The following is a 21,975-nucleotide window of genomic DNA, read 5'->3' as shown; positions in this document are numbered from 1 at the left end:
GGTAGCACAGCCCCTCGGCGTCTCGAGTGCAGGACGACCGCGGAGGAGCCCCGCAACCGTTCAGCGGCCGGCGCGGCGCCGGCGATCCCGGACTTCACGATCGCGCAGCGCCGTCCCGGTGGGCCAGGACCCCGGCGTGCCCGGTGAGACCGGGCCCACCGCGCCGTCGGCGAAGGCGTCGTACGACGTGTCCGGGCCGCCGGGTGGGCGGCCGGCCGCTCGCCGTCGGGTCCCCCATCCGGTACTCACCCGGCGGCGACCACCTCAATGGCATACCAAATTTAATGCCAACTAGACAGTAGCCTGGCCAAGGGCAATACCAGTAGGGTCCATTACCAGCTTCGCACCGGCGAGGAGGAGGAACCACCCCGTGAACAACCCGCTCGACACCGTCATCGCCCTGCACAAACGGGGGAGACCGGTCGGCATCACGTCGATCTGCTCCGCCCATCCACTGGTCCTGCAGGCCGCGATGGTCCAGGCCAGGGAGGACGGCGACCTGGTGTTGATCGAGGCGACCTCGAACCAGGTCGACCAGGACGGCGGCTACACCGGCATGCGACCGGCGGACTTCCGCGACCTGGTGCACGAGGCCGCCGACCGGGCCGGACTCCCCCGCGAGCGGGTCGTACTCGGCGGCGACCACCTGGGCCCGAACCGGTGGCGATCGTTGCCGGCGGAGCAGGCCATGGCACGCGCGGACGTACTCGTGGCGGCCTACGTCGAGGCCGGCTTCACCAAGATTCACCTTGACTGCAGCTACCCCTGCGCGGACGACCAGACCCCGTTGACCGACGAGGTGATGGCCGCCCGCGCCGCCCGCATGCTCGCCGTCGCCGAGCGGACCGCCGCCGCGACGGGGCGGGCCGGGGAGCTGCGGTACGTCATCGGCACCGAGGTCCCGGTCCCCGGCGGCGCCGAGGAGACGATCGAGGAACTCCGGCCCACCACCGCCGACTCGGCCCGCAGTACCCTCGCCCGGCACCGGGCGGCCTTCGCCGAACAGGGCCTCGACCACGTGTGGCCGCAGGTGATGGCCCTCGTCGTCCAGCCGGGCGTCGAGTTCGACCACCTCCGCGTCGTGGACTACGACCGGGAGCGCAGCAAGGAACTCCAGCAGGTCCTGGACGACGAGCCGACGATGGTCTTCGAGGCCCACTCCACGGACTACCAGACCATCCCGCGCCTCGTCGCCCTGGTCGAGGATCACTGGGCGGTGCTCAAGGTCGGGCCCGGCCTGACCTTCGCGCTGCGGGAGGCCCTCTTCGCGCTGGCCGCGATCGAGACCGAACTCGTCCCCGAGCCCGACCGCTCGCGCCTGCCGGAGGTGGTCGAGCAGCGGATGCTCGCCGAGCCCGGGCACTGGGCGAAGTACTACACCGGCGCCGCCGCCGAACAGCGCCTGGCCCGGCGCTACAGCTACAGCGACCGGATGCGCTACTACTGGCCGGACCCGGAGATCCAGGCCGCCGAGCGGCGGCTGCTGGACAACCTGACCGAGAGGACGATCCCGCTGCCGCTGCTCAGCCAGTACCTGCCCGACCAGTACCAACGGGTCCGCGACGGCGTCCTCGACAACCATCCGGTCGAGCTCGTCCTGGACCGCGTCCGCGACGTCCTGCGTGGCTACCGACGCGCGGCCACCCCCTCCGAGCGGCGGCGGGCCGCATGAGCGCGCTCCTCGGCCACGACGTCGACCACCTGCGCCGGCACGGCGCCCTCGACACCAGCCGCGAGATCGCCCAGCAGCCGGCCGTGTGGCGCGAGATCGGACGGATGACCGCGGAGTCGGAAGCGACGACCACCGCCTTCCTGAAGCCGCTGCTCGAACGGCCCGACCTGCGCATCGTCCTCACCGGCGCGGGCACCTCCGCGTACGTCGGTGAGGTGCTGGCGCCGTCGCTGCGCCGGTCGCTGGGCCGCCGGGTGGAGGCCGTCGCCACCACCGACATCGTGGCCGACCCGCTGGCCTGCTTCGCCGAGGACGTCCCGACGCTGCTGGTGTCGTTCGCCCGCTCTGGTGACAGCCCGGAGAGCGTCACCGCCACCGAGCTGGCCAGCCAGGTGCTGACCGACTGCTGGCATCTGGTGGTGACCTGCAACGAGCACGGCCGGCTCGCCGCCCGGCACGCCGCCACGCCCACCGGGCAGGTGCTGCTGCTACCCGAAGCGGCCAACGACCGGGGCTTCGCGATGACGTCCAGCTTCACGGGCATGGTGCTGGCCGGCCTGCTGGCCCTCGGCGGCCCCGACGACGCCCTGGTGGAGCGGCTCGCCACCGCGGCCGAGCAGATCCTGGCCACCCGGCCGGCCGCGGCGGCCGACCTCGCCGCCCGCGGCTACTCCCGGATCGTCTATCTCGGCAGCGGCACCCTGCACGGCCTGGCCCGGGAGTCCGCCCTGAAGGTCATGGAGTTGACCGCCGGCCGGGTGGTGGCCCTGTCCGAGACCGCGCTGGCCTTCCGGCACGGACCGAAATCCGTGCTCGACGACGAGACCCTGGTCGTCAGCTACGAGTCCAACGACCCGTACACCAGCCGGTACGACCGCGACATGGTGGCCGAGCTGCGGCGGGTCGTCCCGGAACAGGACCTCGTCACCGTCAGCGGCCGTCCCGGGCAGTCGCTGCGGGACACCGCCTGGCCCCTGCCCGACGTCGGGGACGTGGACGACGCCGCGCTGGTGCTGCCCGCCGTGATCTGCGCGCAGCTGATCGGCCTGCACTTCTCCCTGGCGCTCGGGCTCACCCCCGACAACCCCTTCCCCGGCGGAGAGGTCAACCGGGTCGTCCAGGGCGCGATCATGCACTCCCTGCCCGCCAACCCGTGGCAGGACCGGCGAGGGGTCCCACTCAGGCCCATCCCGGCCCGGACGGGCGACAGAACTGACGTCAGCAGTGGCGCCAGACGGAGGTGAGACGAATGTTCCTCGGCGTCGACGGCGGCGGCACCAAGACCGCCTTCTGCCTACTGCGAACGGACGGCGCGGTCGTGGCCCAGGCCACGACCGCGAGCAGCTACTACTTCAGCGAAGGCATCGACCTGGTGACCCGGGTCCTCAAGGAGGGCCTCGCCGCCGTCTGCGCGAGGGCCGCCATCACCCCGGCCGACATCGACTTCGCCTTCTTCGGGATACCGACCTACGGCGAGGTCAGCGGTGACATCGCCGCCCTCGACGCGGCACCGCGGGAGGTCCTCGGCCACGACCGGTACCGGGTCGACAACGACATGCTCTGTGGCTGGTCGGGCTCGCTCGGCGCCGCGGACGGCATCAACGTGATCAGCGGCACCGGTTCGATGACCTACGGCGAACGCGCCGGTCACGGCCTGCGCGTCGGCGGGTGGAGCGAGCTCTTCGGCGACGAGGGGTCGGCGTACTGGATCGCGATCCGCGGCCTGCAGGCGTTCTCGCGGATGAGCGACGGCCGGCAGCCCACCGGCCCGCTGCTGGACGTGCTCCGCGACCACCTGGGACTCGCCGCGGACCTGGATCTGATCGACATCGTGCTGAACCGGTGGCACGGCGACCGCGGCGAGATCGCGGCGCTGAGCCCCCTGGTCACCCGCGCCGCCGACCAGGGCGACGAGGCGGCCACCGCGATCCTCGCCGAGGCCGGCCGGGAACTCGCCCTCCTGGTCGAGACCACCCGGACCCGGCTCGGCTACCCCGCCGACGAGCAGGTGCTGGTCTCCTACTCCGGCGGCACCTTCAACGCACCACAGGTACGCGAGGCGTTCCGACAGCACCTGCACACGCTGCACGGCGGGTACGACCTTCGTCAGCCCGTCTACTCACCGGTCGTCGGCGCGGCCCTCTACGCCGCGAAACAGGCCGGTAGCCCGCTGAACACCGACGCGCTCGAGCATCTCCGGACCACCCCCACCGCCACTCCCGCCTGAGGAGACGCAGATGCCAACGACACTCTCCCGCATCAGCAGCAGCTGGATCCCGTACGCCGGGCTACTCGTGCTCTTCTGGGGCGTCTGGGGAGCCTTCTCCGCCGTCCCGACCAGCGACTACGGCTATCCGGACGGCATGGTCTACGTCGTCTGGGCCCTCACGATGATCATCCCCGCGGTCGCCGCGCTGCGCGGCAACCGGCTGGACCGCCGCCCGATCGCCGCCGTCTACGGCCTGCTGGTCGGCCTGACCGGCGCCGGCGGCCAGTTGCTGCTTTTCAAGGCGCTCACCATCGGCCCGGCCTACCTGATCTTCCCGCTGATCGCGCTCTCTCCGGCGATCACCGTACTGATGGCCACGGCGCTGCTGCGGGAACGCATCCCGCGGCTCGCCGCGGTCGGCGTGATCGCCGCGCTGATCGCGGTCGTGCTCTTCAGCGTCAGCGACGGCGACGGCTCCGCCACCGGTGGCCTGTGGCTGGTCCTCGCCATCCTGATCTGCGTCGCCTGGGGTGTGCAGGCCTACTTCATGCGCAAGGCGGCCACCGTCGGCGTCAACGACGCCACCACCTTCACCTGGATGACGATCAGCGGCCTGCTGCTGGTGCCGGTCGCCATCTGGATGGCCGGCGGCCTGGCGCTGGACGCGCCCTGGCAGGCGCCGACCCTCGCCGCGGTCACCCAGCTGCTCAACGCCGTCGGCGCGCTCTTCCTGGTGATGGCGTTCAGCCGGGGCAAGGCCTCGATCGTGGCCCCCACGACCAACGCCCTCGCGCCCGTGCTGACCGTGATCCTCTCGCTGGTCGTCTACCAGAAGGTGCCGTCGGTCTACGCCACGATCGGCATCGTGCTCGCCATCGTCGGGTCGACCCTGATGGTCTACGCCGACGAGAAGCGCGGCGAGGCGGCGGCGAACACGGCCGGCCCGCTCACGCTCGACCGGGGCAACGCACCGGACGTCACCGTGCCGTAACCATCGATCGGACCCCGGCGGTCGCCGGTCCGGACCCGGGTCCCGGACCGGCGACCGCCGCGTCGGTGGCGGGCAGCGGGACGGTGATCGAGCGGCGGGGTTGACTCGCTCGCCATCCTGGAACGCGAAGCCTTCCCGCACCGACCCGAGGAGAATCCATGCGTAAGCCGGCCAAGACCGCCGCGCTCCTCTTCGGACTCGGCGTCGGCGCCGCGGTCGGCCCATCCCTCGGACCGGCCGCCGTCTGGTCCGGCATCGCGGTCGCCGCGCTCGGCGTCACGCTCTCCCTGGTCGGCACGTCGGAGTCCGACCTGGTGAGGGACGGCCTGGTCGGCCGCGGTGAGGAGGCCGGCGACGGGACGCCCGCGGCAACGGCGGACGACGCGGAACGACGCCGGCGCGACCGCGAGCGCCCCACCCTCAGCGGTCTCGCCACCCGGGTCGAGCAGATCCTCGAACTCGCCCAGAAGCAGGGCGACGACCACCGGGCCGAGGCCCGGCGCGAAGCCGAGAGGATCGTGACCGCCGCCCGTCGGGAGGCGGAGGCGATCCTGAACCGGGCGTGCGAAACCGCGACCGGGCCCACCGGCACCAGCCGGTCTCCGGCACCGCCCGCCCCGGCACCGTCGGGCGACGACCCGACCCGTCCCGCCTGACGCGGGCGCGGGGCGCGTTCCGACCCGGACGCGGAGGCGTCGCCGCACACACGTCCCCTCAGCCGGCGCCTCCGCTGCACCGGGATCGATTCGCCGGCAGCATGTCTGACCCAGGTCAGCTAATCTCGGCGGGGTGGAGACTGACCGCGTCGAACGGGTACGCGACTTCAACCGCTTCTACACCGAGCGTCTCGGCCTGCTCACCGATCAGTACCTCGACCTCGACCGCCCGCTCGGGCCGTCCCGGCTGCTCTGGGAGATCGGTGACCGCAGCGCCGTTCGTGAGCTGCGCGACCGCCTCGGTCTGGACTCCGGGTACCTGAGCCGGCTGCTCCGGACCTTGGAGGAGCAGGGCCTGGTCCGCGTCGTCCCGCACCCCGCCGACGGACGGGCCAGGATCGCCGAGCTCACCGACGCCGGCCGGCGGGAACGCGGCGTCCTCGACAGTCGGTCCCGGGCCGGGGTCGCCGCCCTGCTGGGCGAGCTCAGTCCCGCCCAGCAGGACGAGCTGCTGGCCGCCCAGCAACAGGTCCGGCGGCTGCTCCGCCTGGCGACGGTCACGGTCACCCCGGTCACCGCCGATGACCCACGAGCCCGGCACTGCCTGCTCCGGTACGCGACCGAGCTGGCCGGACGCTTCCCGGAAGGCTACGACGAGGCGACGCTGACCCGACCGGAGGAGCTGGACGGAACCCTCCTGCTCGCCTGCGAGCGCGACCGGCCCGCCGGATGCGGCGCGTGGGTCCGCCTCACCCCCGGCGTCGCGGAGATCCGTCACCTGTGGACCGACACCGCGGCCCGTGGCCTCGGCCTCGGCCGGCGCCTCCTGGAACACCTGGAGACCGACGCCGCCGCCCATGGCATGCGCACGGTCCGGTTGGGCACCCACGGCTCCCTCCACGAGGCCATCGCGCTCTACCGCAGCAGCGGATACCGCGAGATCGACGCCTACAGCAGCTCGCCGTACAACCAGCTCTGCTTCGAGAAGCACCTCTGATCGCCGGCGCGGCAGGCCGCGCCAACGCCCGAGGTGGCGCGTCAGCGCCGGTGCGGAGGGTGGCGCGTCAGCGCCGGCGCAGCGTGACGCCGAGGTCGCGGGCCAGGTAGATCTCGAGGAAGCCGGGCAGCCCGCCGGCCGCGGTGGCCTCGGCGAACTCGGCCGCGTAGCGCGGGTCGGCCGACTCGGTCAGCACGACGATCCGCCACAGGTTGACCGGCTCGTCCTCGGTGCCGCCCACCCCGTGCTCGACGTGGCCCGTCGCCGCCGGCCTGCCACCGGTCACCGCCGGACTTGTGACGTCCTTCGCCCGCCGCTCCCGCAACTGTCAGCGCGCCACCGACCCGACAGTTTCCCGGGTCGGCGTCAGTCCGGCGGGTTCGCCGGCTGCTGCCCCGGCCAGAACGGCCACTCCTCGAACGAGCGGCACCGGCCGTCCCCGGCGAACCGCATGATCCACAGGTCGCGGTACTCCTGGTCGACCGGGTCGCCGTAGTGAACCTCCAGGCGCGCCACCGCGGTGTCGCCGTCGACCGCGACGATCTCGCTGGTCATCCGGAACACCTCGTCGGGGCCCTTGCGCTGCTTCTCCCACATCCGACCGATGGCCGGCAGCCCGACCACGGGCGTCCAGTACGGTCCCTGCTGGTAGCTCGCGTCCTCGGTGAAGAGCGTGACCAGCGTATTCGTGCCCGGCGTGCGCCACACCCGCTCGTAGGCGGCGATCCAGCCGGCAACGTGTTTCCTGTCCATGGACACCCACGGTGCCATCCGGCCGGCGACAGCCGGCCGGAATCGGCCATCCGCCCATGACCGGTCGGCGGGAAACCGGCACCTCGTGTCTACGTGTACCTGTTGCTGGCGGCCATCACGGTGCTGATCGGCGGCATCGCCGTACGGTCGGTCGTGGCCGCGGCGCGCGGACGGTTCCTGCCGCCGCCCACCCCACCTGCGGCACGCTGACCGCGGCCCCGCCCCGGCCGGACGACCCGGCGTTCGCGTCGCGGCGCCGCCTCCGGTGACCGCCCCCGACAGCGGTGGGCCACGAGATCTCGGCACGCGGACGTAGCTGATCATTGAGCGGTGACGAACCCCGCCGTCCTGCCGGCCGCGCCCGGCGCGTTCTCGTTGGCCGTTCCGCCGCTCTTCGCCGCGCTGGCCCCGGCCCGGAACATCCTCATCGCCGGAGCGGGCGGGGGTTTCGACGTGTACGCCGGCCTGCCCCTGGCGTTCGCCCTGTGGCGCGGCGGCGCACAGGTACACCTGGCCAGCCTCTCCTTCTCCCAGCTCGAGATGATCGACCGAAAGCACTGGGTGGCGGAACACGTCGCGGCGGTGCGGCCGGAGACCACCAGCCCGGACTGGTACTTCCCCGAAGGGACGCTCGCCCGGTGGCTGGCGGCTCAGGAGCTACCCCCGACCGTGTACGCCGTCCCGCCGCTCGGCGTCCAGACGCTCCGGGAGGCGTACCGGCACCTGATCGAAGAACACGACATCGACGCGGTGGTGCTGGTCGACGGCGGCACCGACATCCTGCTGCGCGGCGACGAGAGCGACCTCGGCACCCCGGTGGAGGACATCACCAGCCTGGCCGCCGCGGCCGCGCTGGACGTGCCGATCAAGCTGGTGACCAGTCTCGGCTTCGGCATCGACGCCTACGACGGCGTCAACCACGTCGAGGTGCTGGAGAACCTCGCCGCGCTCGACCGCGACGGCGGCTACCTCGGCGCCCTCTCCATCCCCGGATCCAGCCGGGAGGCGGCAATGTACCGCGATGCGGTCGCCGACGCGCAGGCCGCCACCCCGGACCGGCCGAGCATCGTCCAAGGGCAGATCGCCGCCGCCACCAGCGGCGCCTTCGGAGACGTCCGGTTCACCAGGCGCACCACCGGCGGTGACCTGTTCGTCAACCCGCTGATGGCCATCTACTTCACAGTCGACCTCGACAAACTCGCCGCGCGGTGCCTCTACCTCGACCGGATCGAGAACACCATCGGCAGGCGACAGGTCATCACCCGCATCCAAGCGTTCCGCGACGAACTGCGCCACGCCCGCATCCCCCGCGCGTATCCCCACTGAACGCACCCGCGGCGAAGACCCACCAACGGTGGCCGCCGCCGCCGAAGGAGCAGGTCAAGGGCTGCGGCTCCGGTGCCACGAGCCCGGGGGTATCGGTCGAGGGTGTGCGGGTGACCGTCGGTCTCCGCCGTCCGGGCCGCGACCACCGCGTACGGCTCAGGTGGTGAGGCGGCGGACGAGCTTGCGCAGCCCGGCCTGCCAGCCGTCCGGGTCCTCGGCGCGGCGACGGGCGTACCCGGCGACCTCCGGATGCGGGAGGATCAGGAAACGCTCCTCGGCCAGCCCGGCCACGGCGGCGTCGGCGACCTGGTCGGGGGTGAGCACCGCGCCGGAGGCGGCGACGACCCGCGCGCCGAGGTGACCGGCGGCCAACCCGTCGGCGAGCATCGGCGTGTCCACCCCCTGCGGGCAGAGCGCGCTGACCCGGATCCCCCGGTCCCGGTAGGTGATCGAGAGCCACTCGGCGAAGCCGAGCGCCGCGTGCTTCGTCGCCGTGTACGGCGCGTCGCCCACCGCGGTCAGCACCCCCGCCGCCGAGCAGGTGTGCAGCAGGTGACCGCCGCCACGGGCGAGCATCCCCGGCAGCACCGCCCGGGCCGAGTAGACGTGCGCGAGCACGTTCACCCGCCAGGCCCGGTCCCACCCCGCGTCGTCGACCTCGACCCCGCCACCGGTGGTCACGCCCGCGTTCGCGCAGAAGAGGTCGATGCGGCCGTACCGCTGCTCGGCGTCGGCGACCAGCGCCCGGACCTGCTCCTCGTCGGTGACGTCGACCGCCGCCGGGTACGCGAGCGGGCCGATGCCGTCGGCGACCGCGCGGGCCGCCCCGGCGTCCACATCGGCCACCACGACGGCGGCGGCCCCCTCGGCGGCGAACCGGCGGGCCAGCGCCGCGCCGATGCCGCCCGCCCCACCCGTGATCAGCACGACCCGGTCGGTCAGATTCACCTAACTCTCCTCTCCCACGCCGGCCGGCGAGCCCGAGCCGGACATCGAGGCCGGCACCGCCGCCGGTGCGGAGGCCGAGGGCACGACCGCCGCCGGCCCGAGCCGGGCGATGAGGTCGGCCAGCACCGCCGGTCCGCCGGAGGCCAGCTCGGGGGTCGGCAGCACCGCGAGTACGGGGACCTCGACGCCGGCGTCGACGTACCGCCGCACCTGCGGCCGGAGCTGCTCGGGCGAGCCGTGCAGCACGAGCGAATCGACCAGGTCGTCCGGCACGGCGGCGAGGGCCGCGCGCCGGTCGCCCTCCGCCCACGCCTTCCACATCGGCCCGAGTACGTCCTCCCGGCCCAGCCAGCGGTGGAACGCGGCGTACGCGGGGACGGTGAGGTAGCTGGTGATCAGCCGGCGGCCCAGCTTCCGGGCGTGCTCGGCGTCCTCCGTCGGGCAGACGAAGATCCGGGCGGTGACCTCGAACCCGGGCCCCGGTGCGCCCAACTCGGCCAGCGCGCGGGGCACGTCGGCGGCGGCCAGCCAGTTGAGGATGACCCCGTCGGCCTCCGCCCCGGCCAGCCGGAGCATGCCGGGGCGCAGCGCGGCGAGCACCAGCCGCGGTGGTTCGGCGGGTGGACGCTCCAGGGTGAACCGGCGCACGGTGAAGGTGTCGAAGGCGCCGTCCACCGTCTCGCCGGCGAGCGCGGCGCGCAGGAAGCGCAGCACGTCCCGGGTACGCCGGTAGGGCTCGGTGAACGGCACCGCGTTCCAGTCCTCGACGACAACCGGTGACGAGGAGCCGATGCCGAGGGTGAAACGGCCGGGCGCGATCTCGGCGAGTGCGGCGGCGCTCATCGCGAGCAGCCCGGGCCCTCGGGTGGAGGCCGGCACCACGGCCGTACCCAGCCGCAGGCTCGGCTGCCAGACGGCGGCGAGCGTCAGCGGGGTGAACGCGTCGGTCCCCGCCACCTCGGAGGACCAGACGTCGGTGAAGCCGGCCCGGTCGAGGGCGGCGTAGACCGCGGCGTGGTCGGCGAGCGGAACTGCGGTCAACGGCACCGTCATGCCCCATCGCGTCGTCATCGGTCGATACTGCCCGGTAACCGGGTAGCGGAGCAAGATCCGCGTTCGGCGGGATCAAGCACCGGCCGGCCGCGGCGATCCATCGGCGCATGTCGTGCTCGCGACAGAGCGGCCGGCGGCAGGTTCACCTTCCGTAGGGTGTCCGTACAGCCGCTGCCGGAAGCCGAGGTGCTCTCGTGCCGCCCCCTCGACCGCGTCGCCCGGCCGAACGCCGGAAGGTCTCCTGGGAGGCCGTCGCCGGTGTGACCGCCGTCGTCGGCCTCGTCGCCACCATCGTCTTCAGCGTGCTGCAGCTGACCACCGCGGACTCCCCGGAGGCGGCACCGCCTCCGGACGAGCGCCTCGAACTGGTCGAGGCGGAGTTCGCCGGGGAATCCACCGCCGTCACGGTGTTGGAAGAGGTTCCTCCCGACGGTCGACCGAGTGTCTCGCCGTACCCGGAGGTGTCGGCGGCCGCCGACGCCGCGAGCCGACCGGCCCTGCACCTGCTGGTCACGTTGCGCAACCCGACGGAGGAGACCGCGGTGCTCACCGGCGTGAAGCTGGTCGTGCACGAGGCCCTGCAGGCTCCGGTCTGTGGCCGGCCCAGCGGTGGCATCGTCCGTGCCAGCGTCAACTACTCGTTCCGCTTCCCGACGGATCTGGCCGGCTCGTGGAGCCGGACCAATCCGCAGAACTTCGCGGTCGCACCGCGCGATGTCGACGCCCTCTCGGTGACGATGGGCCCCGAGCTGAGCGCCAACGTTCTGACCGTCTGGCGTTTCTCGGTCTACGGGGTCTCCAAGGGCGGCCGGGAGGCACTGTGGGCCCACGGGGTGGCGACCGAGTTCGCCACCACCGACGAAGAGCCCTACACCGGATACATCTGGCCACAGCCGCGAGAGCGGGGTGAGCAGGACAGGATCCGTACCTGCGCCGCCGACGCGGAGCAGCGACTGCGCCGGCTCGCCGAGGCGGCCGGCCCCGACGCGGTGACGCATCCGGGGTTCACGGCACTGCTCGGCGCCTACCGCACGCTCGCCGCGCGATGAGGCGGCGGACGCTGCTGCTGGCCGCAGTCGCCGGCGGCGGGGCGGGAGTCGCGGCGTGGGCCTGGCGATCGCGTACCGCCACGCCCGGCGCGACGCCCGGCCGCCCGTTCACCGATCCGGCCCCCGTCGAATCCCCGTCGAGCGGCCGGTGGCAGGCCGCCGTCGGCACGGACGGCATCGAACCCCGGCACGATGCCACGAACCTGTTCCTGCTCGACGGGTCCGGCGCGCTGACCTCCCTCAACCGCGAAACCGGGGCGGTCGGCTGGCGCGTCGCGACCGGCGTCACCTCCAACGGCTCGCTGCTCCAGGCCGCCGGGCTGCTGATCGCGGGCGGGTACGACGACAAGATCCAGAAGGGTCTGTTGGTCGCCGTGGACCCGCAGGGGCGGGAGGTGTGGCGGCAGACCGTGCTGCGCAACATCGCCCTCTCCACCGGTCTCGCCCGGGGCGGCATCGTGGCCGCCGAGGTGGAGGAGACTCTCTACCTCGTCGACGCGGCCACCGGAAGGATCCGGTGGGCGGTCGACGTACCCGGCAGCTCGATGGGCCTCTTTTGGCCGGTCGCGGACGACGACCGCATCCTCGTCGAGGCCGTGGACCGCGACCTGACAGGCGTCCTGTCCTGCCGTGATCCGGAGACCGGCGTCGAACGGTGGCACGTGGACGTCGGCGCCGCCCGGTGGCGGCCACGCGCCCCCGGTGAGGCCGTCGACGGGCCGCGCTCCGCCATGCGGCTCGCCTGGCTGATCATCACCGGGCAGGGCCTCGCCGTCGCGTGCCGGCACCGGTCGCGGACGCGCCCGACCGGAACGGGCGACCCGTTCCGTACGGAGGTCGTGGCGTTCGACCTCGGCACCGGCGAGCAGCGCTGGTCCTTCGTCACCTCCCGGCTCGACCAGCACCACGCCGACCAGGACACCCTCTACGTCAGCCACCAGCAGCCCTTCGACGCGCCCACCGAGATCAGGGCGTTCGAGCTCTCCTCCGGCCGCCCACGCTGGACGTACCGCACTCAGGGTGAAACCGCCGACCTGCTCGGCATGAACGCCACCACCTTCACCGTCGGCGACGGTGTCGTCTGCGTGTCCGGCTCGACCGGGTTGTTCGTGCTGGACCGGGCCACCGGAGCGCTACGGTGGCAGGTCCGCCACCCCCGGCAGTTCGGCTCCGCCACCCCGGTCATCGCCCGGAACACGATCCTCGTCCCCCGCAGCGACGCCCAGACCAAGGAGGGCGGGCTCTGGCGGTTCCGCGCCCCGGACGGCGCGCGGCTGCCGACGATCGAGCCGCAACCGGTCGCCATGCGCCTGCACCTGGTCGACCAGAGCCTCTACCTCCTCTCCGAGGCCGTCACGCTCTCCCTGCCGCTGGACACCCTGACCTGAGCGGGCCGGGCGAGCACGGCCGGCGGGGCGGTTTCCTTGTTGCCGACGGGCCGGGCCGCCGGAGGTGTTACGACTGCCAGGTGGAGTGGATCGAGGACGGACGCTGACGTGGCCACCAGGGGCAAGAGCCGCCTGATGCCGACGGTCCGGGACCCGGGCCGGGCGACGTTCCTGGAGCTCTTCTTCGACCTCGTCTACGTCTTCGCGCTCACCCGGATCTCGGCCCGCGCGTTCGAGGACCTCACCGAGCCCGGCGGGGGCGCGCACGGGTGGAGCGCGGTCACCGGCGGTGGGAAGACCCTGCTGCTGCTCCTCGCGCTCTGGTCGGTCTGGCAGGGCACCGCGTGGACCACCAGCCGGTACGACCCGCAGCACGCATGGTTGCAGGGGATCGTGATCACGGCGCTGGTGGCGAGCATGGTGATGGAGGTCGCCATCCCGGAGGCCTTCACCATGACCGGCCTGATGTTCGCCGCCGCGTACGTGGTCGCGCAGCTCTCCCGGCCGCTGACCCTGCTCATCGCGCTCGGCCCGCACAAGTACCGGCGGCTCAAGCTGCGGATGACGCTCACCTTCGCGGCCACCGGTGTGCTCTGGATCGTCGGCGCGCTGCTGCCCGTCAACGGGCGGGTGTCGCTCTGGACGGCCGCGCTGCTGATCGAGTACCTCGCCGCCCGCTTCGGCTGGCCGGTGCCCGGGCTCGGCCGGTCCACGATCTCCCGCTGGGACATCGCCGGGGAGCACCTGGCCGACCGCCACCAGCAGTTCTTCCTCGTCGCGCTCGGCGAGACGATCCTGGTGGCCGGGTTCGCGTACAGCAGGGACCATACGGGGTCACGCACGCCGGCGCCTTCGCGCTGGCGCTGGCGACCACGATCGTGCTGTGGCGCATCTACATCCAGCGGGCCGGGCAGATCCTCGCCGAGGCGGTGACCAAGTCCCGGCATCCGGCGAGCATCGGCCGGTCCGCGGCGGACCCACCTGGTGATGGTGATCGGCCTCGCCGCCGTGGCGATCGGCTACGAGTTGGTCGTCGACCACCCGACGGAGGCTCCTCCCCCGGCGTGGGTGGCGGTGGTGGTCGGCGGACCGGCGCTCTTCCTGGCCGGACGGGCCCGATTCGAGTACGAGGTCTTCGGGCGGGTGTCGCCGTCGCGGTGGATCGGCGTGCTGGCGCTGCTCGCGTCGGCACCGCTGCTGGTGCACGCCCCGGCGCTGGCCGCTAGCGCCACGGCGGCCGGGGTGCTGGCGGCGGTCGCGGTGGCGGACGCCCGCCGCGCGGGGCCGCCCACCGGAGCCGGCTGCCCCGCCCTTTTGACCATCCACGCACGTTGATCGGCCGGCGAGGCGCGTTAGTCTCTGCGAGTGACCTTCTCGATCGTCGCCCGTTCCGATGACGGCAAGCTGCACGGCGTCGCCGTGGCCAGCAAGTTCCTCGCCGCCGGCGCGCTCGTCCCGGCCGCCGAGGCCAACGCCGGCGCGCTGGCCACCCAGGCCAGCGCCAACCTCGCCTACCGCCCGCAGGGGTTGACCATGCTCCGCACCGGCGTGGCCGCCGCCGACGTGGTGGCCGGCCTGGTCGCCGCAGACGCCGAGCGCGACCACCGCCAGCTCGGTGTGGTGGCCGCCACCGGCCCGGGCGCCACGTTCACCGGGGCGAAGTGCCACGACTGGGCCGGCGGTCAGGCCGGGGACGGGTGGGCCGCGCAGGGCAACATCCTCGCCGGCCCGCAGGTGATCGACGCGATGCGGGACGCCTGGCTGGGCGGTTCGGCACTGGGGTTCCCGCAGCGGCTGCTCACCGCGCTGCGGGCGGGCGACGGGGCCGGCGGTGACCGGCGCGGCCGGCAGAGCGCCGGGCTGCTGGTGGTGCAGGCCGGCGGCGGCTACGGCGGCAACAGTGACGTCGTGGTTGACCTGCGCGTCGACGACCATCCCGATCCGGTGGCCGAGCTGGACCGGCTGCTCGCCGTGCACACGCTGCTCTTCACCCGGCCCGACCCGGCGACCCTGCTCGATCTCAGCGGCGCGGTGGCCGCCGAGGTCGGCGCGTTGCTCGCCGCGCTCGGTCACCCGGCCGGCCCGGCCGGCCCGGACGAGGCGTTGGCCTCCTGGGCGGGGATGGAGAACCTGGAGGAGCGGCTGGTCCCGGGGCGCATCGACCCCGTGGTGCTGGAGCACCTGCGCCGCGCCGCGCCGCACGTGCCCGCTCCCCGCACCGGCGCCTGACCGCGAGCCGGCCACCCCGCGCGCGCTGCCCGCTCACCGACCGGCACCCGTGCGCCGGCGGGCACCCTCACCGGACCGGCGTGCCGGTGACGCAGGTGAGCACCCGTCCCTGACCGCGCGTCGCGGTCGTGGTGATCGTGGTGAAGCCGTGCCTCGCCAGCAGGCGTTCGGTGGCGGTGGCGTTCGCCGTGGCGTGCACGGACGTCGGACGCTCGCCGAACACGTAGAGCCGGCCGCCCGGGGCCAGCAGGCCGCGCATCCGGTCGATCTGCGACGTGGTGGCACCCAGCCAGAACAGGCTCACGTTCACCGCGAAGATCTTGGTGAAGTGGGCGGGCGGGTAGTCGGCCGGCTCGAACTCCGCACACCGGATCTCGGCCCGTCCGGCGTTGACGTGGGCCTCGTTGCGTTCCGCCGCGAGCCGGGCCATCGCCGCCGAGCGGTCGACGGCGACGATCCGCCCGGACGTGAGCCGTCCGGCGACCAGGGAGACGGCGGTGCCCCGGCCGCAGCCGATCTCCAGCACCTGATCGTCGGGGGCGACGGCCATGGTCTCCACGGCCCACCGCTGCCGTGGGGAGACCACCGCCGGCCGCGTCGAGGGCTGCGGTCGAGGGACGGCCTCGCAGTCTCCGACGTCCGGGTGCCGGCCCAGCACGCTGCAGCTCACGGGGTCACTCCGGCACCGCGAGCAGCGGTGGTCCTCGCTGTAGAGCTCACCGCAGCGAGGTTACCCGCCCCCGCTGAACCCCGTCGGCGCTCGAAGTGGTGGTGGTTTGCATCGGGCGACACCGGGCAGACGGGCGCGGGATCGGAACAGGTGCCGGAACGGGGTCGTTCGAGGAGCGGGCATGAGGAGGAACACCATGCGGTCGAGGTGGGGCCGGAACCTCCTCCTCGCCAGCGCCGCAGCCATGACGGTGGTGCCCTGGCTCGCCGACTGGAACCGCCGTCACACCTTCGGGCCCGGGTACGGGCCGCACGCCCGCTGGCACGGCACCTCGGAGGTGGTCGGCGTCAGCTGCTCCGGCCTCGTGATGCTGTGGCTGATCATCCGCGGCATACGCCACGACCGGCGGATGGCGACCGCCGTGGCGGCGCTGCTGCCACTGCTGCGCTACGGCCCCTTCAATCTGACCCTCGTCGTACCCGGGACATCAGCCTACGAGGAGGGGGGACCGCCGATCCGGCTGCTCGGGCTGCCGGCCTCGCTGCTCACCCAGGACGCCCTGATCGCGCTCGCGCTCGCCGGCTACGGGTTGGAGCGGCGCGCCGACATCCAGGCGACAAGACACGGCTCCCCGACCGGCGGCCCTCCCAGTCGGGAACTGCTGGACCCGTCCACAGCCGTCCGCTGGCGACCGCTCCCACGGCGTTGGTGATCCGCGCGAGGGTGTTGGCCGGCGCTCGCGGGGCACGCCGACAGGCGCCATCGAGGCGACGGGCCGAGGTGGTCAGCCAGTCCGCGATGTGGCGGCACCCAGGGTCGGCACGTCGTGCCAGGACGGTCCTGGCGCAGGTCGCCGGATCGCGTGGCGGAACACGCGGCGCATCATCGCGGGCCGCATGAGAGCCTCCGGCGGGTCCACCAGACCTGCCACCCGCATGAACCCGGTTGTCACCTCAGGATCCTCGGTCGCGGCGTATTGCAGGCGTGCCATGTACGCGTTGCCGACGCGTACCTTGAGGGTGCGTCGCCCCTCGACGGCGGGAAAGTCGAGGTCTCCCCCGGCCGAGATGTCCCACGGGGTGTCGATAACGTGGGACAGGTCGGCGAAAAACGGCGACGAGGACGGCGGCCGGCCCGTGCGCAGGTGCGAACGCAACGTCATCGCCTGGATCGCGGCCACGCTCATCCCCTGCCCATAGACCGGGTTGAAGCTGCAGAAGGCGTCGCCGATGATCAGGTATCGGTCGGGAAACCGCAGGAGTCGCTCGTAGCGCCGGCGAACGCTGGCGGGGAAGCGGAAGGAGACCGGGTCGTCGAGCGGTTCGGCGTCGCGCACCGCCTCGTACACGTCCGGCACGGGAAGGGAGCGGGCGAATTCGAGGAACGCCTGCGGGTCCGTCGGCGGGTAGTCGCCGAGCAGCCCGGTCAGCGAGAGAATGCAGAGGTCGGTCCCGACCTGGCCGAGGAACGCGCCGCGCGGGTGCGCCGGCGAGGCGACCGGATTGATCGACTGCACGCCGTCGAACATCTCCGGGCGGCTTCGATAGTGCCGGGTGGTGTAGGCGAGGCCAACCTTGACCCGTTCCTCTTCCGGCCGTTGATACCCGAGCTCGTCCAGCCACGCCGGAGTGCGGGATCCTCGACCGGTCGCGTCGACGACGAGGTCGGCGTCTAACACCTCAGCGTCCGCGTTCGGGGTCCTTGACTGCACCCGCACCCCGACGATCTGTTCGCGGTCGTCTGTGGCGACCAGGCCGAGCACGTCGTACTCCTGCATGAAGGTGACGTTCGGTATGGTGGCCACTCGGCTGCGGACGTGGTTCTCCAGTACGGGACGGGGCGCGGTCACTGAGAGCAGGCCGGTGCGGGCGGGCTGGATCTTCCGGGCGTTGAAGAACCACCGCATTTCGCCCAGGTCGCCGGTGGGCACCCCGGCGGCGCGCAGCTCGTCGGTGATGCCGGGAAACAGCTCCTCGAAGATGAGGTGTCCGCGGGCGTGCAACCCATGGGCGTGGACGGTGTGCGGTGCGCCTCGACGCGGCGTGCTGACACCCAGCACCTTGTCCCGCTCGACGACGACGACCTCCGCGTACGATTCGGCCAGCACTCGGGCGGCGAGAATGCCGCCCATGCTGCCGCCCAGCACGACAGCCCGGGCTCCGAGTTGACTCATCGACACGTACCTTCCTGATGGGTGGAACTCAACCGGTGTGTCCGGACGACGGCGATCCGGCAGCCCGACGTTCGGCTGCCGGCCGGAGCCTGTTCTCCTCCTCTTGACCCGGGTGGATGCCGTCCGTGGGGTTACTGCCAGCGTTGTCGGGGGTGCCGGCCGGTGCACCTTCGTGCGTGCGGCACCCGGAGCGCCCCGCTCAGGAGCGGCTGGCGTCGCCGCGGCGGCGGACGAGCAGGGCGACAACGACGAGGAGCGCGAGGCCGTCGACCGCCAGCAGAGCGGCGCCGAAGGGGTCGACGCCGTGCGCATGCGCGTTGACCGGTGGCATCGCGGGCGAGTTGGTCACGCCTGCGGCGCCGACGGTGAAACGGGCGATGCCGGAGACGTCGCGTCCGTCCGTGGTGACGATGTGGTAGGCGACGGTGAGTGTCGCGGGCCGGTCGAGGCCGATCGTCTGGCGCAGGCCGTCGTCGCCTTCGGTGCTCAGCTGCCCGGTGTTGAGCCGAACGTTGTCACCGTCGTACACGGCGATGTGGGACTGGCGGGCGTCTGGTCGGCCCGGGACGTGTATCTGCACCGCGTCCGGCGGGTCGGCCAGGACCGCGCCGTCGGCTGGCACGATCGAGACGATCTCGACCGGAGAGTCGGCCGCCGGCGCGGAGCTGACGCGGGCGACGAGAGCGAACAGGGCGACGAGTGCCGCCACGGCGAGGGCGGATCCGGCGTAGATCCGGGTCGTGGTCGACATTGCGCGCGTCCGGTCAGTCGCCGGTGGCCAGTGTCGCCCGGCCGATACTCATCCGCCCGGTGCGGTGCGCGCAGCTGCAGGCCATCGCGGTCCGTTCAGCGGTGTTGGGACGCATGTGCAGGTACACGGCGATGAGCATGGGGATGAACACGATCGAGTTGTAGAACAAGTGCAGTTCCACGCGGGGGACGACGAGCTGCAGCAGGCTGGTCGGATCCGTGGTGCCGGGGAACCGGAGCGTGCTGTGCGCCTGGATGAGTAGAAGCGCGTGTTCGATGTGGTGCCAGAACTGAAGGGCTAGTGCCACGCTCCACCAGGCGTTGGCGCGGCCGGTGAAGCCGCGGCGGAGGAGGAACAGGCCGATCAGCATGACGACGGCGTAGCCGTAGTGCATCCATTCGGAGGCTACGAGCCAGGGAAAGGGCATGCCCAGCACGCCCCGGGCCTGTGGCCGCGGCCAGCCGAGCACCCAGATCTGGTACGCCTGGACGAGGTGTTCCGCCCAGTGGGCGAGTACCACGACCATGTAGACGGTGAGGGCGGCGCGGTGGAACCGATTGTTGAGTGACGACAGCAGGCCTGGCGGGGCCGGCTTCGCAGCGATTGCCATGAGTCCTCCATTGGGACACCGAACGGACCGTTCGAGTCCACGGTAGGCAGCGGCAAACGCGGAACGTCACTTTGAGATTGCTGGATGTGAGTGCCGGAGTCAGGCTGGTTCGTGCAGGCGAACGCTGAGCCCCTTGCCCTCGAACTCTTTGCACACGAACACCGGTTGGCGTGGCCTACTCAGCCCGGGCTCATACCGGTACCCGATCTCGGCGAAGTCGGTGATGGCCGCGGGATCCTCGACGCGGGCGGTCAACAGCCAACGCGCGAACGCGCCTCGCGCGATCTTGGCGTGCACCACCACGAACCGCGGCTCGTTCGTCTTCGGATGCACGGTCAGGAACCGCGGGGTGACGAACCGGTCCCGATGCAGGATCGCCGTGATGGTCTTGTGGTATTCCGCAGCGGCGAGGTTGACGACGACTTCCGTGGGCGGGAGGGACTCAGCGATGCGGGTGCCCCAGAACGCGTACAGGCTCGTGTAGGGCGGGTCGGGCAGGCGGTAGCCCATTTCCAGTCGGTAGGGCTGGACCGCGTCGTGGGGACGTACGATTCCGTACAGCCCGGAGAGGATCCGTAGGCGCTCGTCCGCGTACGCCCGGTCGGCTTCAGAGAAGTCACACGCGCGCAGTCCGCTGTAGATGTCACCGGCGAAGCTGTCCATCGCTGGTGACTGTCGGCCCGGCTCGACACCCCACTCGGCGAGGAGCGCATGAGTCCGGGCGGCCAACGCGGGCGAGATTTCCATGACGGTCGCCAGCTGCTCAACCGAGAGGGTCTTGAGGTAGGCCGCCAGATCCTCCGCCCGGCCGCGCAGCGCCGGCTCGGTCAATGCGCGACCACCGGCTGGCGCCGAGCGCATCACCTTGGAGGTGTGAATGAGGACGAGCATCACGTGTCGATCGATTTGACGAGCTGTTTGATGATGCGCTTGAGCTCGGTCTTCTTGGCCTTTGCGTCTTTCATGTCGGCGAAGTAGGCCATGCGGCGGCCGTCGGTGTAGTTGCCCTCGAGTAGCTCACTGTCGATGTCCACGACGAGCGGATTGTGAAACACGAGGTGGACGCGTTCCTTCGACCACAGGTTGAACGTCGCCAGGTACTCGCCTCGGTAGGAGAACGACGGCGCCTTCCACTTGATCTGTTCAGTGATCTTGGGGCTGACCGCCTTGATGCTCTCGCGGAGCAGCTCGACCTCCGCCTTGAAGGGGTGGTCGAGCTTGTCCATGAACGCGTCGACCTCGTCAGTCTTGTTGACAGTGTTGTCAACCTTGCCCACGTTCGCCTCCCGCGTCGAGATCGAGATCGATACCCGCGGTGAGCATACCGAAGGCGGGCGTACGGATCACGATGACGAGCCGATGCCTCGCCTACGCGACCGGTGGTGGAGCAACCCCGCTGGCGCACCACCACCGGCCGACCCCATGTTTCAGCCCGCCTTGCGGTGCACGAAGCCCTCCAGGGTGGTGACGATCTCCGACCGGTTGTCCCGGTGGCGCACGCAGTACGTGGTCGGGTACCAGCCGGCGCTCTGCCAGGCCCCCGGTTGCTTGATCGGGAAGCATCCTGCGGCGACGGAGCCGGAGGCCAGGTCCCGGTACCAGTCATAGGTGATCATGGGCTCGTAGAACGTCAGCCGTCCTCCGTACGAGCCGTAGATGAACGTGTGCCGGAAAGGTTCCCCGTTCAGCTCCGGCCCGGTCAGGTCGATGAGGTGGTTGCCCATGCCGGGCTCGACGGCACCGAAGTCGCTGTAGTCGGCCGGCATGTACCGAGCGGGTATAGGCCGGGCGCCGACCTCGAAGTCCTCGCAGTTGACGAGCATTCCGCACGGGCCGGGGCGGATGGCAAGCCGCTCCTCGTTGGAGTTCATGTAGAAGTGGACGTCGAAATGGGGGCGGTCGTATATGTGCTCGGGCAGGTGACCTGCCGGGTTCCAGTTCATCAGCACGTACTGGAAGGGGGTGTCCACGCGGGTACGGAACGCCTTGCTGAGCTGCAGCGGATACTCGTACCCGCCGGTGCACTCAATGTGCTGGTCGATCGTGCCGTCACCGTCGAGGTCGTAGCACCACAGGCCGGCCGTCGGCGGGTGGCTCGGCAGATCCTTGAGGGTGTCCTTGGTCATCACCAGGCCGATGGTGTGCGGGACACCATCGCGGGATTGAGAGAACGCCCGGATGGTTCCCTTCCCCATCTTCGCCGATTGACCATAGGAGGCGCAGACGCCGAGGTAGGAGGCGGTACGACGGATCAGGAGGTCCGCGGCCTGTTTCGGTACCGTGGCGTTGACCTCGATGCCGCTGCGCACGCTCGGTGAGACGCAGACGGCGACCTTCGGCCCACGGGCGGAGGCGGGATTCGGACCGAGGGTGCTGACGAGGGCGAGTACGGCCAGCACGGCCGCCAAGCCCAGGGCGGCGGTACGGAATCTTCGACGGGGCATGACCTTTTCCTCTGTTCGTCGGCGGGCACCCGTCTCGGCGGGGTGCGGGGCCGGGG

21 protein-coding genes and 2 pseudogenes are annotated in these 21,975 nt (G+C 71.9%); 12 read left to right on the top strand and 11 right to left on the bottom strand.

The window, feature by feature from the left end:
- The first annotated feature begins 370 nt into the window (after positions 1–370).
- The 6 genes from E1211_RS10490 (at position 371) to E1211_RS10465 (ending at position 6,525) form a co-directional block, all read left to right on the top strand.
- Positions 371–1,672: a D-tagatose-bisphosphate aldolase, class II, non-catalytic subunit gene (locus E1211_RS10490; RefSeq protein WP_132347889.1), complete on the top strand. Its 1,302-nt coding sequence runs from the start codon at positions 371–373 to the stop codon at positions 1,670–1,672.
- Entirely contained in the window at positions 1,669–2,916 is a 1,248-nt protein-coding gene (locus E1211_RS10485) for an SIS domain-containing protein (protein WP_132347887.1), read from the top strand. Before E1211_RS10490 ends, E1211_RS10485 begins: the two co-directional genes overlap by 4 nt.
- A 5-nt stretch (positions 2,917–2,921) precedes the next feature.
- Positions 2,922–3,899, top strand: coding sequence for an N-acetylglucosamine kinase (locus E1211_RS10480; RefSeq protein WP_132347885.1), 978 nt, complete (start codon positions 2,922–2,924; stop codon positions 3,897–3,899).
- Positions 3,900–3,909: 10 nt separating this feature from the next.
- Positions 3,910–4,872: a DMT family transporter gene (locus E1211_RS10475; RefSeq protein WP_132347883.1), complete on the top strand. Its 963-nt coding sequence runs from the start codon at positions 3,910–3,912 to the stop codon at positions 4,870–4,872.
- A 158-nt stretch (positions 4,873–5,030) separates the two neighbouring features.
- Complete coding sequence (locus tag E1211_RS33885; RefSeq protein WP_132347881.1) at positions 5,031–5,528, top strand: hypothetical protein; 498 nt, start codon at positions 5,031–5,033, stop codon at positions 5,526–5,528.
- 133 nt (positions 5,529–5,661) lie between these two features.
- Complete coding sequence (locus E1211_RS10465) at positions 5,662–6,525, top strand: bifunctional helix-turn-helix transcriptional regulator/GNAT family N-acetyltransferase (RefSeq protein ID WP_132347879.1); 864 nt, start codon at positions 5,662–5,664, stop codon at positions 6,523–6,525.
- A 67-nt stretch (positions 6,526–6,592) separates the two neighbouring features.
- On the opposite strand, the gene E1211_RS10460 is transcribed toward E1211_RS10465, so the two are convergent.
- Together E1211_RS10460 and E1211_RS10455 are read right to left on the bottom strand one after the other, a co-directional pair.
- Positions 6,593–6,811 carry a hypothetical protein gene (locus E1211_RS10460; protein WP_132347877.1) on the bottom strand — a complete coding sequence of 73 codons (219 nt, stop codon included), beginning with the start codon at positions 6,809–6,811 and terminating at the stop codon, positions 6,593–6,595.
- A gap of 80 nt (positions 6,812–6,891) precedes the next feature.
- Entirely contained in the window at positions 6,892–7,278 is a 387-nt protein-coding gene (locus E1211_RS10455) for a nuclear transport factor 2 family protein (protein WP_132347875.1), read from the bottom strand.
- Positions 7,279–7,608: 330 nt separating this feature from the next.
- Between E1211_RS10455 and E1211_RS10450 the strand changes: the two genes are divergently transcribed.
- On the top strand, positions 7,609–8,604 hold the full coding sequence (locus E1211_RS10450) for a DUF1152 domain-containing protein (protein WP_243709483.1): 996 nt from the start codon (positions 7,609–7,611) through the stop codon (positions 8,602–8,604).
- A 156-nt stretch (positions 8,605–8,760) separates the two neighbouring features.
- Here E1211_RS10450 and E1211_RS10445 read toward each other — a convergent pair whose 3' ends face one another.
- A complete protein-coding gene (locus E1211_RS10445; RefSeq protein WP_132347873.1) occupies positions 8,761–9,552 on the bottom strand; it encodes an SDR family oxidoreductase in 792 nt (263 codons plus the stop codon).
- 96 nt (positions 9,553–9,648) lie between these two features.
- Positions 9,649–10,605 (bottom strand): annotated as a pseudogene (locus tag E1211_RS10440) (LLM class F420-dependent oxidoreductase); the annotation flags it as partial.
- A 194-nt stretch (positions 10,606–10,799) separates the two neighbouring features.
- On the opposite strand from E1211_RS10440, the gene E1211_RS10435 reads away from it, so the two are divergent.
- From E1211_RS10435 to E1211_RS10420, 4 genes and pseudogenes are all read left to right on the top strand, one after another.
- A complete protein-coding gene (locus tag E1211_RS10435) occupies positions 10,800–11,654 on the top strand; it encodes a hypothetical protein (RefSeq protein WP_132347871.1) in 855 nt (284 codons plus the stop codon).
- Positions 11,651–13,042 (top strand): PQQ-binding-like beta-propeller repeat protein, encoded by a 1,392-nt coding sequence (locus E1211_RS10430; RefSeq protein WP_132347869.1) that lies wholly within the window; start codon positions 11,651–11,653, stop codon positions 13,040–13,042. Before E1211_RS10435 ends, E1211_RS10430 begins: the two co-directional genes overlap by 4 nt.
- A 135-nt stretch (positions 13,043–13,177) precedes the next feature.
- Positions 13,178–14,377 (top strand): annotated as a pseudogene (locus E1211_RS10425) (low temperature requirement protein A).
- 30 nt (positions 14,378–14,407) lie between these two features.
- Positions 14,408–15,271 carry a DUF1028 domain-containing protein gene (locus tag E1211_RS10420; protein ID WP_132347867.1) on the top strand — a complete coding sequence of 288 codons (864 nt, stop codon included), beginning with the start codon at positions 14,408–14,410 and terminating at the stop codon, positions 15,269–15,271.
- A 67-nt stretch (positions 15,272–15,338) separates the two neighbouring features.
- On the opposite strand, the gene E1211_RS10415 is transcribed toward E1211_RS10420, so the two are convergent.
- On the bottom strand, positions 15,339–15,941 hold the full coding sequence (locus tag E1211_RS10415; protein ID WP_132347865.1) for a class I SAM-dependent methyltransferase: 603 nt from the start codon (positions 15,939–15,941) through the stop codon (positions 15,339–15,341).
- Between the two features lie 181 nt (positions 15,942–16,122).
- On the opposite strand from E1211_RS10415, the gene E1211_RS10410 reads away from it, so the two are divergent.
- Positions 16,123–16,653, top strand: coding sequence for a hypothetical protein (locus E1211_RS10410; RefSeq protein WP_132347863.1), 531 nt, complete (start codon positions 16,123–16,125; stop codon positions 16,651–16,653).
- A 72-nt stretch (positions 16,654–16,725) separates the two neighbouring features.
- Here the strand turns inward: E1211_RS10410 and E1211_RS10405 are convergent, their stop codons facing one another.
- The 6 genes from E1211_RS10405 to E1211_RS10380 form a co-directional block, all read right to left on the bottom strand.
- Positions 16,726–18,114, bottom strand: a complete 1,389-nt coding sequence (locus E1211_RS10405) for an NAD(P)/FAD-dependent oxidoreductase (protein ID WP_132347915.1) — start codon at positions 18,112–18,114, stop codon at positions 16,726–16,728.
- 199 nt (positions 18,115–18,313) lie between these two features.
- Positions 18,314–18,865, bottom strand: a complete 552-nt coding sequence (locus E1211_RS10400) for a copper resistance protein CopC (protein WP_132347861.1) — start codon at positions 18,863–18,865, stop codon at positions 18,314–18,316.
- Positions 18,866–18,878: 13 nt separating this feature from the next.
- The gene (locus tag E1211_RS10395; protein ID WP_132347859.1) at positions 18,879–19,475 is read right to left on the bottom strand and encodes a hypothetical protein; all 597 of its coding nucleotides are present in this window, start codon (positions 19,473–19,475) and stop codon (positions 18,879–18,881) included.
- A gap of 99 nt (positions 19,476–19,574) precedes the next feature.
- A complete protein-coding gene (locus tag E1211_RS10390) occupies positions 19,575–20,366 on the bottom strand; it encodes a YaaA family protein (protein ID WP_132347913.1) in 792 nt (263 codons plus the stop codon).
- Positions 20,366–20,752 carry a DUF1801 domain-containing protein gene (locus tag E1211_RS10385; protein ID WP_132347857.1) on the bottom strand — a complete coding sequence of 129 codons (387 nt, stop codon included), beginning with the start codon at positions 20,750–20,752 and terminating at the stop codon, positions 20,366–20,368. The genes E1211_RS10390 and E1211_RS10385 overlap by 1 nt, the downstream gene beginning before the upstream one ends.
- A gap of 150 nt (positions 20,753–20,902) precedes the next feature.
- A complete protein-coding gene (locus E1211_RS10380; RefSeq protein WP_132347855.1) occupies positions 20,903–21,919 on the bottom strand; it encodes a hypothetical protein in 1,017 nt (338 codons plus the stop codon).
- Between the last annotated feature and the right edge of the window lie 56 nt (positions 21,920–21,975).

The sequence above is a fragment of the Micromonospora sp. 15K316 genome, assembly GCF_004348525.1.
Lineage (GTDB): Bacteria > Actinomycetota > Actinomycetes > Mycobacteriales > Micromonosporaceae > Micromonospora.
This window is presented reverse-complemented; position numbering and strand designations above follow the sequence as displayed.

Excerpts from the sequence above, each read along its gene's own strand:
- E1211_RS10430 (WP_132347869.1), top strand. The coding sequence starts at position 11,651 with ATGAGGCGGCGGACGCTGCTGCTGGCCGCAGTCGCCGGCGGCGGGGCG.
- E1211_RS10410 (WP_132347863.1), top strand. The coding sequence starts at position 16,123 with ATGAGGAGGAACACCATGCGGTCGAGGTGGGGCCGGAACCTCCTCCTC.
- E1211_RS10475 (WP_132347883.1), top strand. The coding sequence starts at position 3,910 with ATGCCAACGACACTCTCCCGCATCAGCAGCAGCTGGATCCCGTACGCC.
- E1211_RS33885 (WP_132347881.1), top strand. The coding sequence starts at position 5,031 with ATGCGTAAGCCGGCCAAGACCGCCGCGCTCCTCTTCGGACTCGGCGTC.
- E1211_RS10485 (WP_132347887.1), top strand. The coding sequence starts at position 1,669 with ATGAGCGCGCTCCTCGGCCACGACGTCGACCACCTGCGCCGGCACGGC.
- E1211_RS10395 (WP_132347859.1), bottom strand. The coding sequence starts at position 19,475 with ATGGCAATCGCTGCGAAGCCGGCCCCGCCAGGCCTGCTGTCGTCACTC.
- E1211_RS10380 (WP_132347855.1), bottom strand. The coding sequence starts at position 21,919 with ATGCCCCGTCGAAGATTCCGTACCGCCGCCCTGGGCTTGGCGGCCGTG.
- E1211_RS10455 (WP_132347875.1), bottom strand. The coding sequence starts at position 7,278 with ATGGACAGGAAACACGTTGCCGGCTGGATCGCCGCCTACGAGCGGGTG.
- E1211_RS10480 (WP_132347885.1), top strand. The coding sequence starts at position 2,922 with ATGTTCCTCGGCGTCGACGGCGGCGGCACCAAGACCGCCTTCTGCCTA.
- E1211_RS10400 (WP_132347861.1), bottom strand. The coding sequence starts at position 18,865 with ATGTCGACCACGACCCGGATCTACGCCGGATCCGCCCTCGCCGTGGCG.
- E1211_RS10405 (WP_132347915.1), bottom strand. The coding sequence starts at position 18,114 with ATGAGTCAACTCGGAGCCCGGGCTGTCGTGCTGGGCGGCAGCATGGGC.
- E1211_RS10390 (WP_132347913.1), bottom strand. The coding sequence starts at position 20,366 with ATGCTCGTCCTCATTCACACCTCCAAGGTGATGCGCTCGGCGCCAGCC.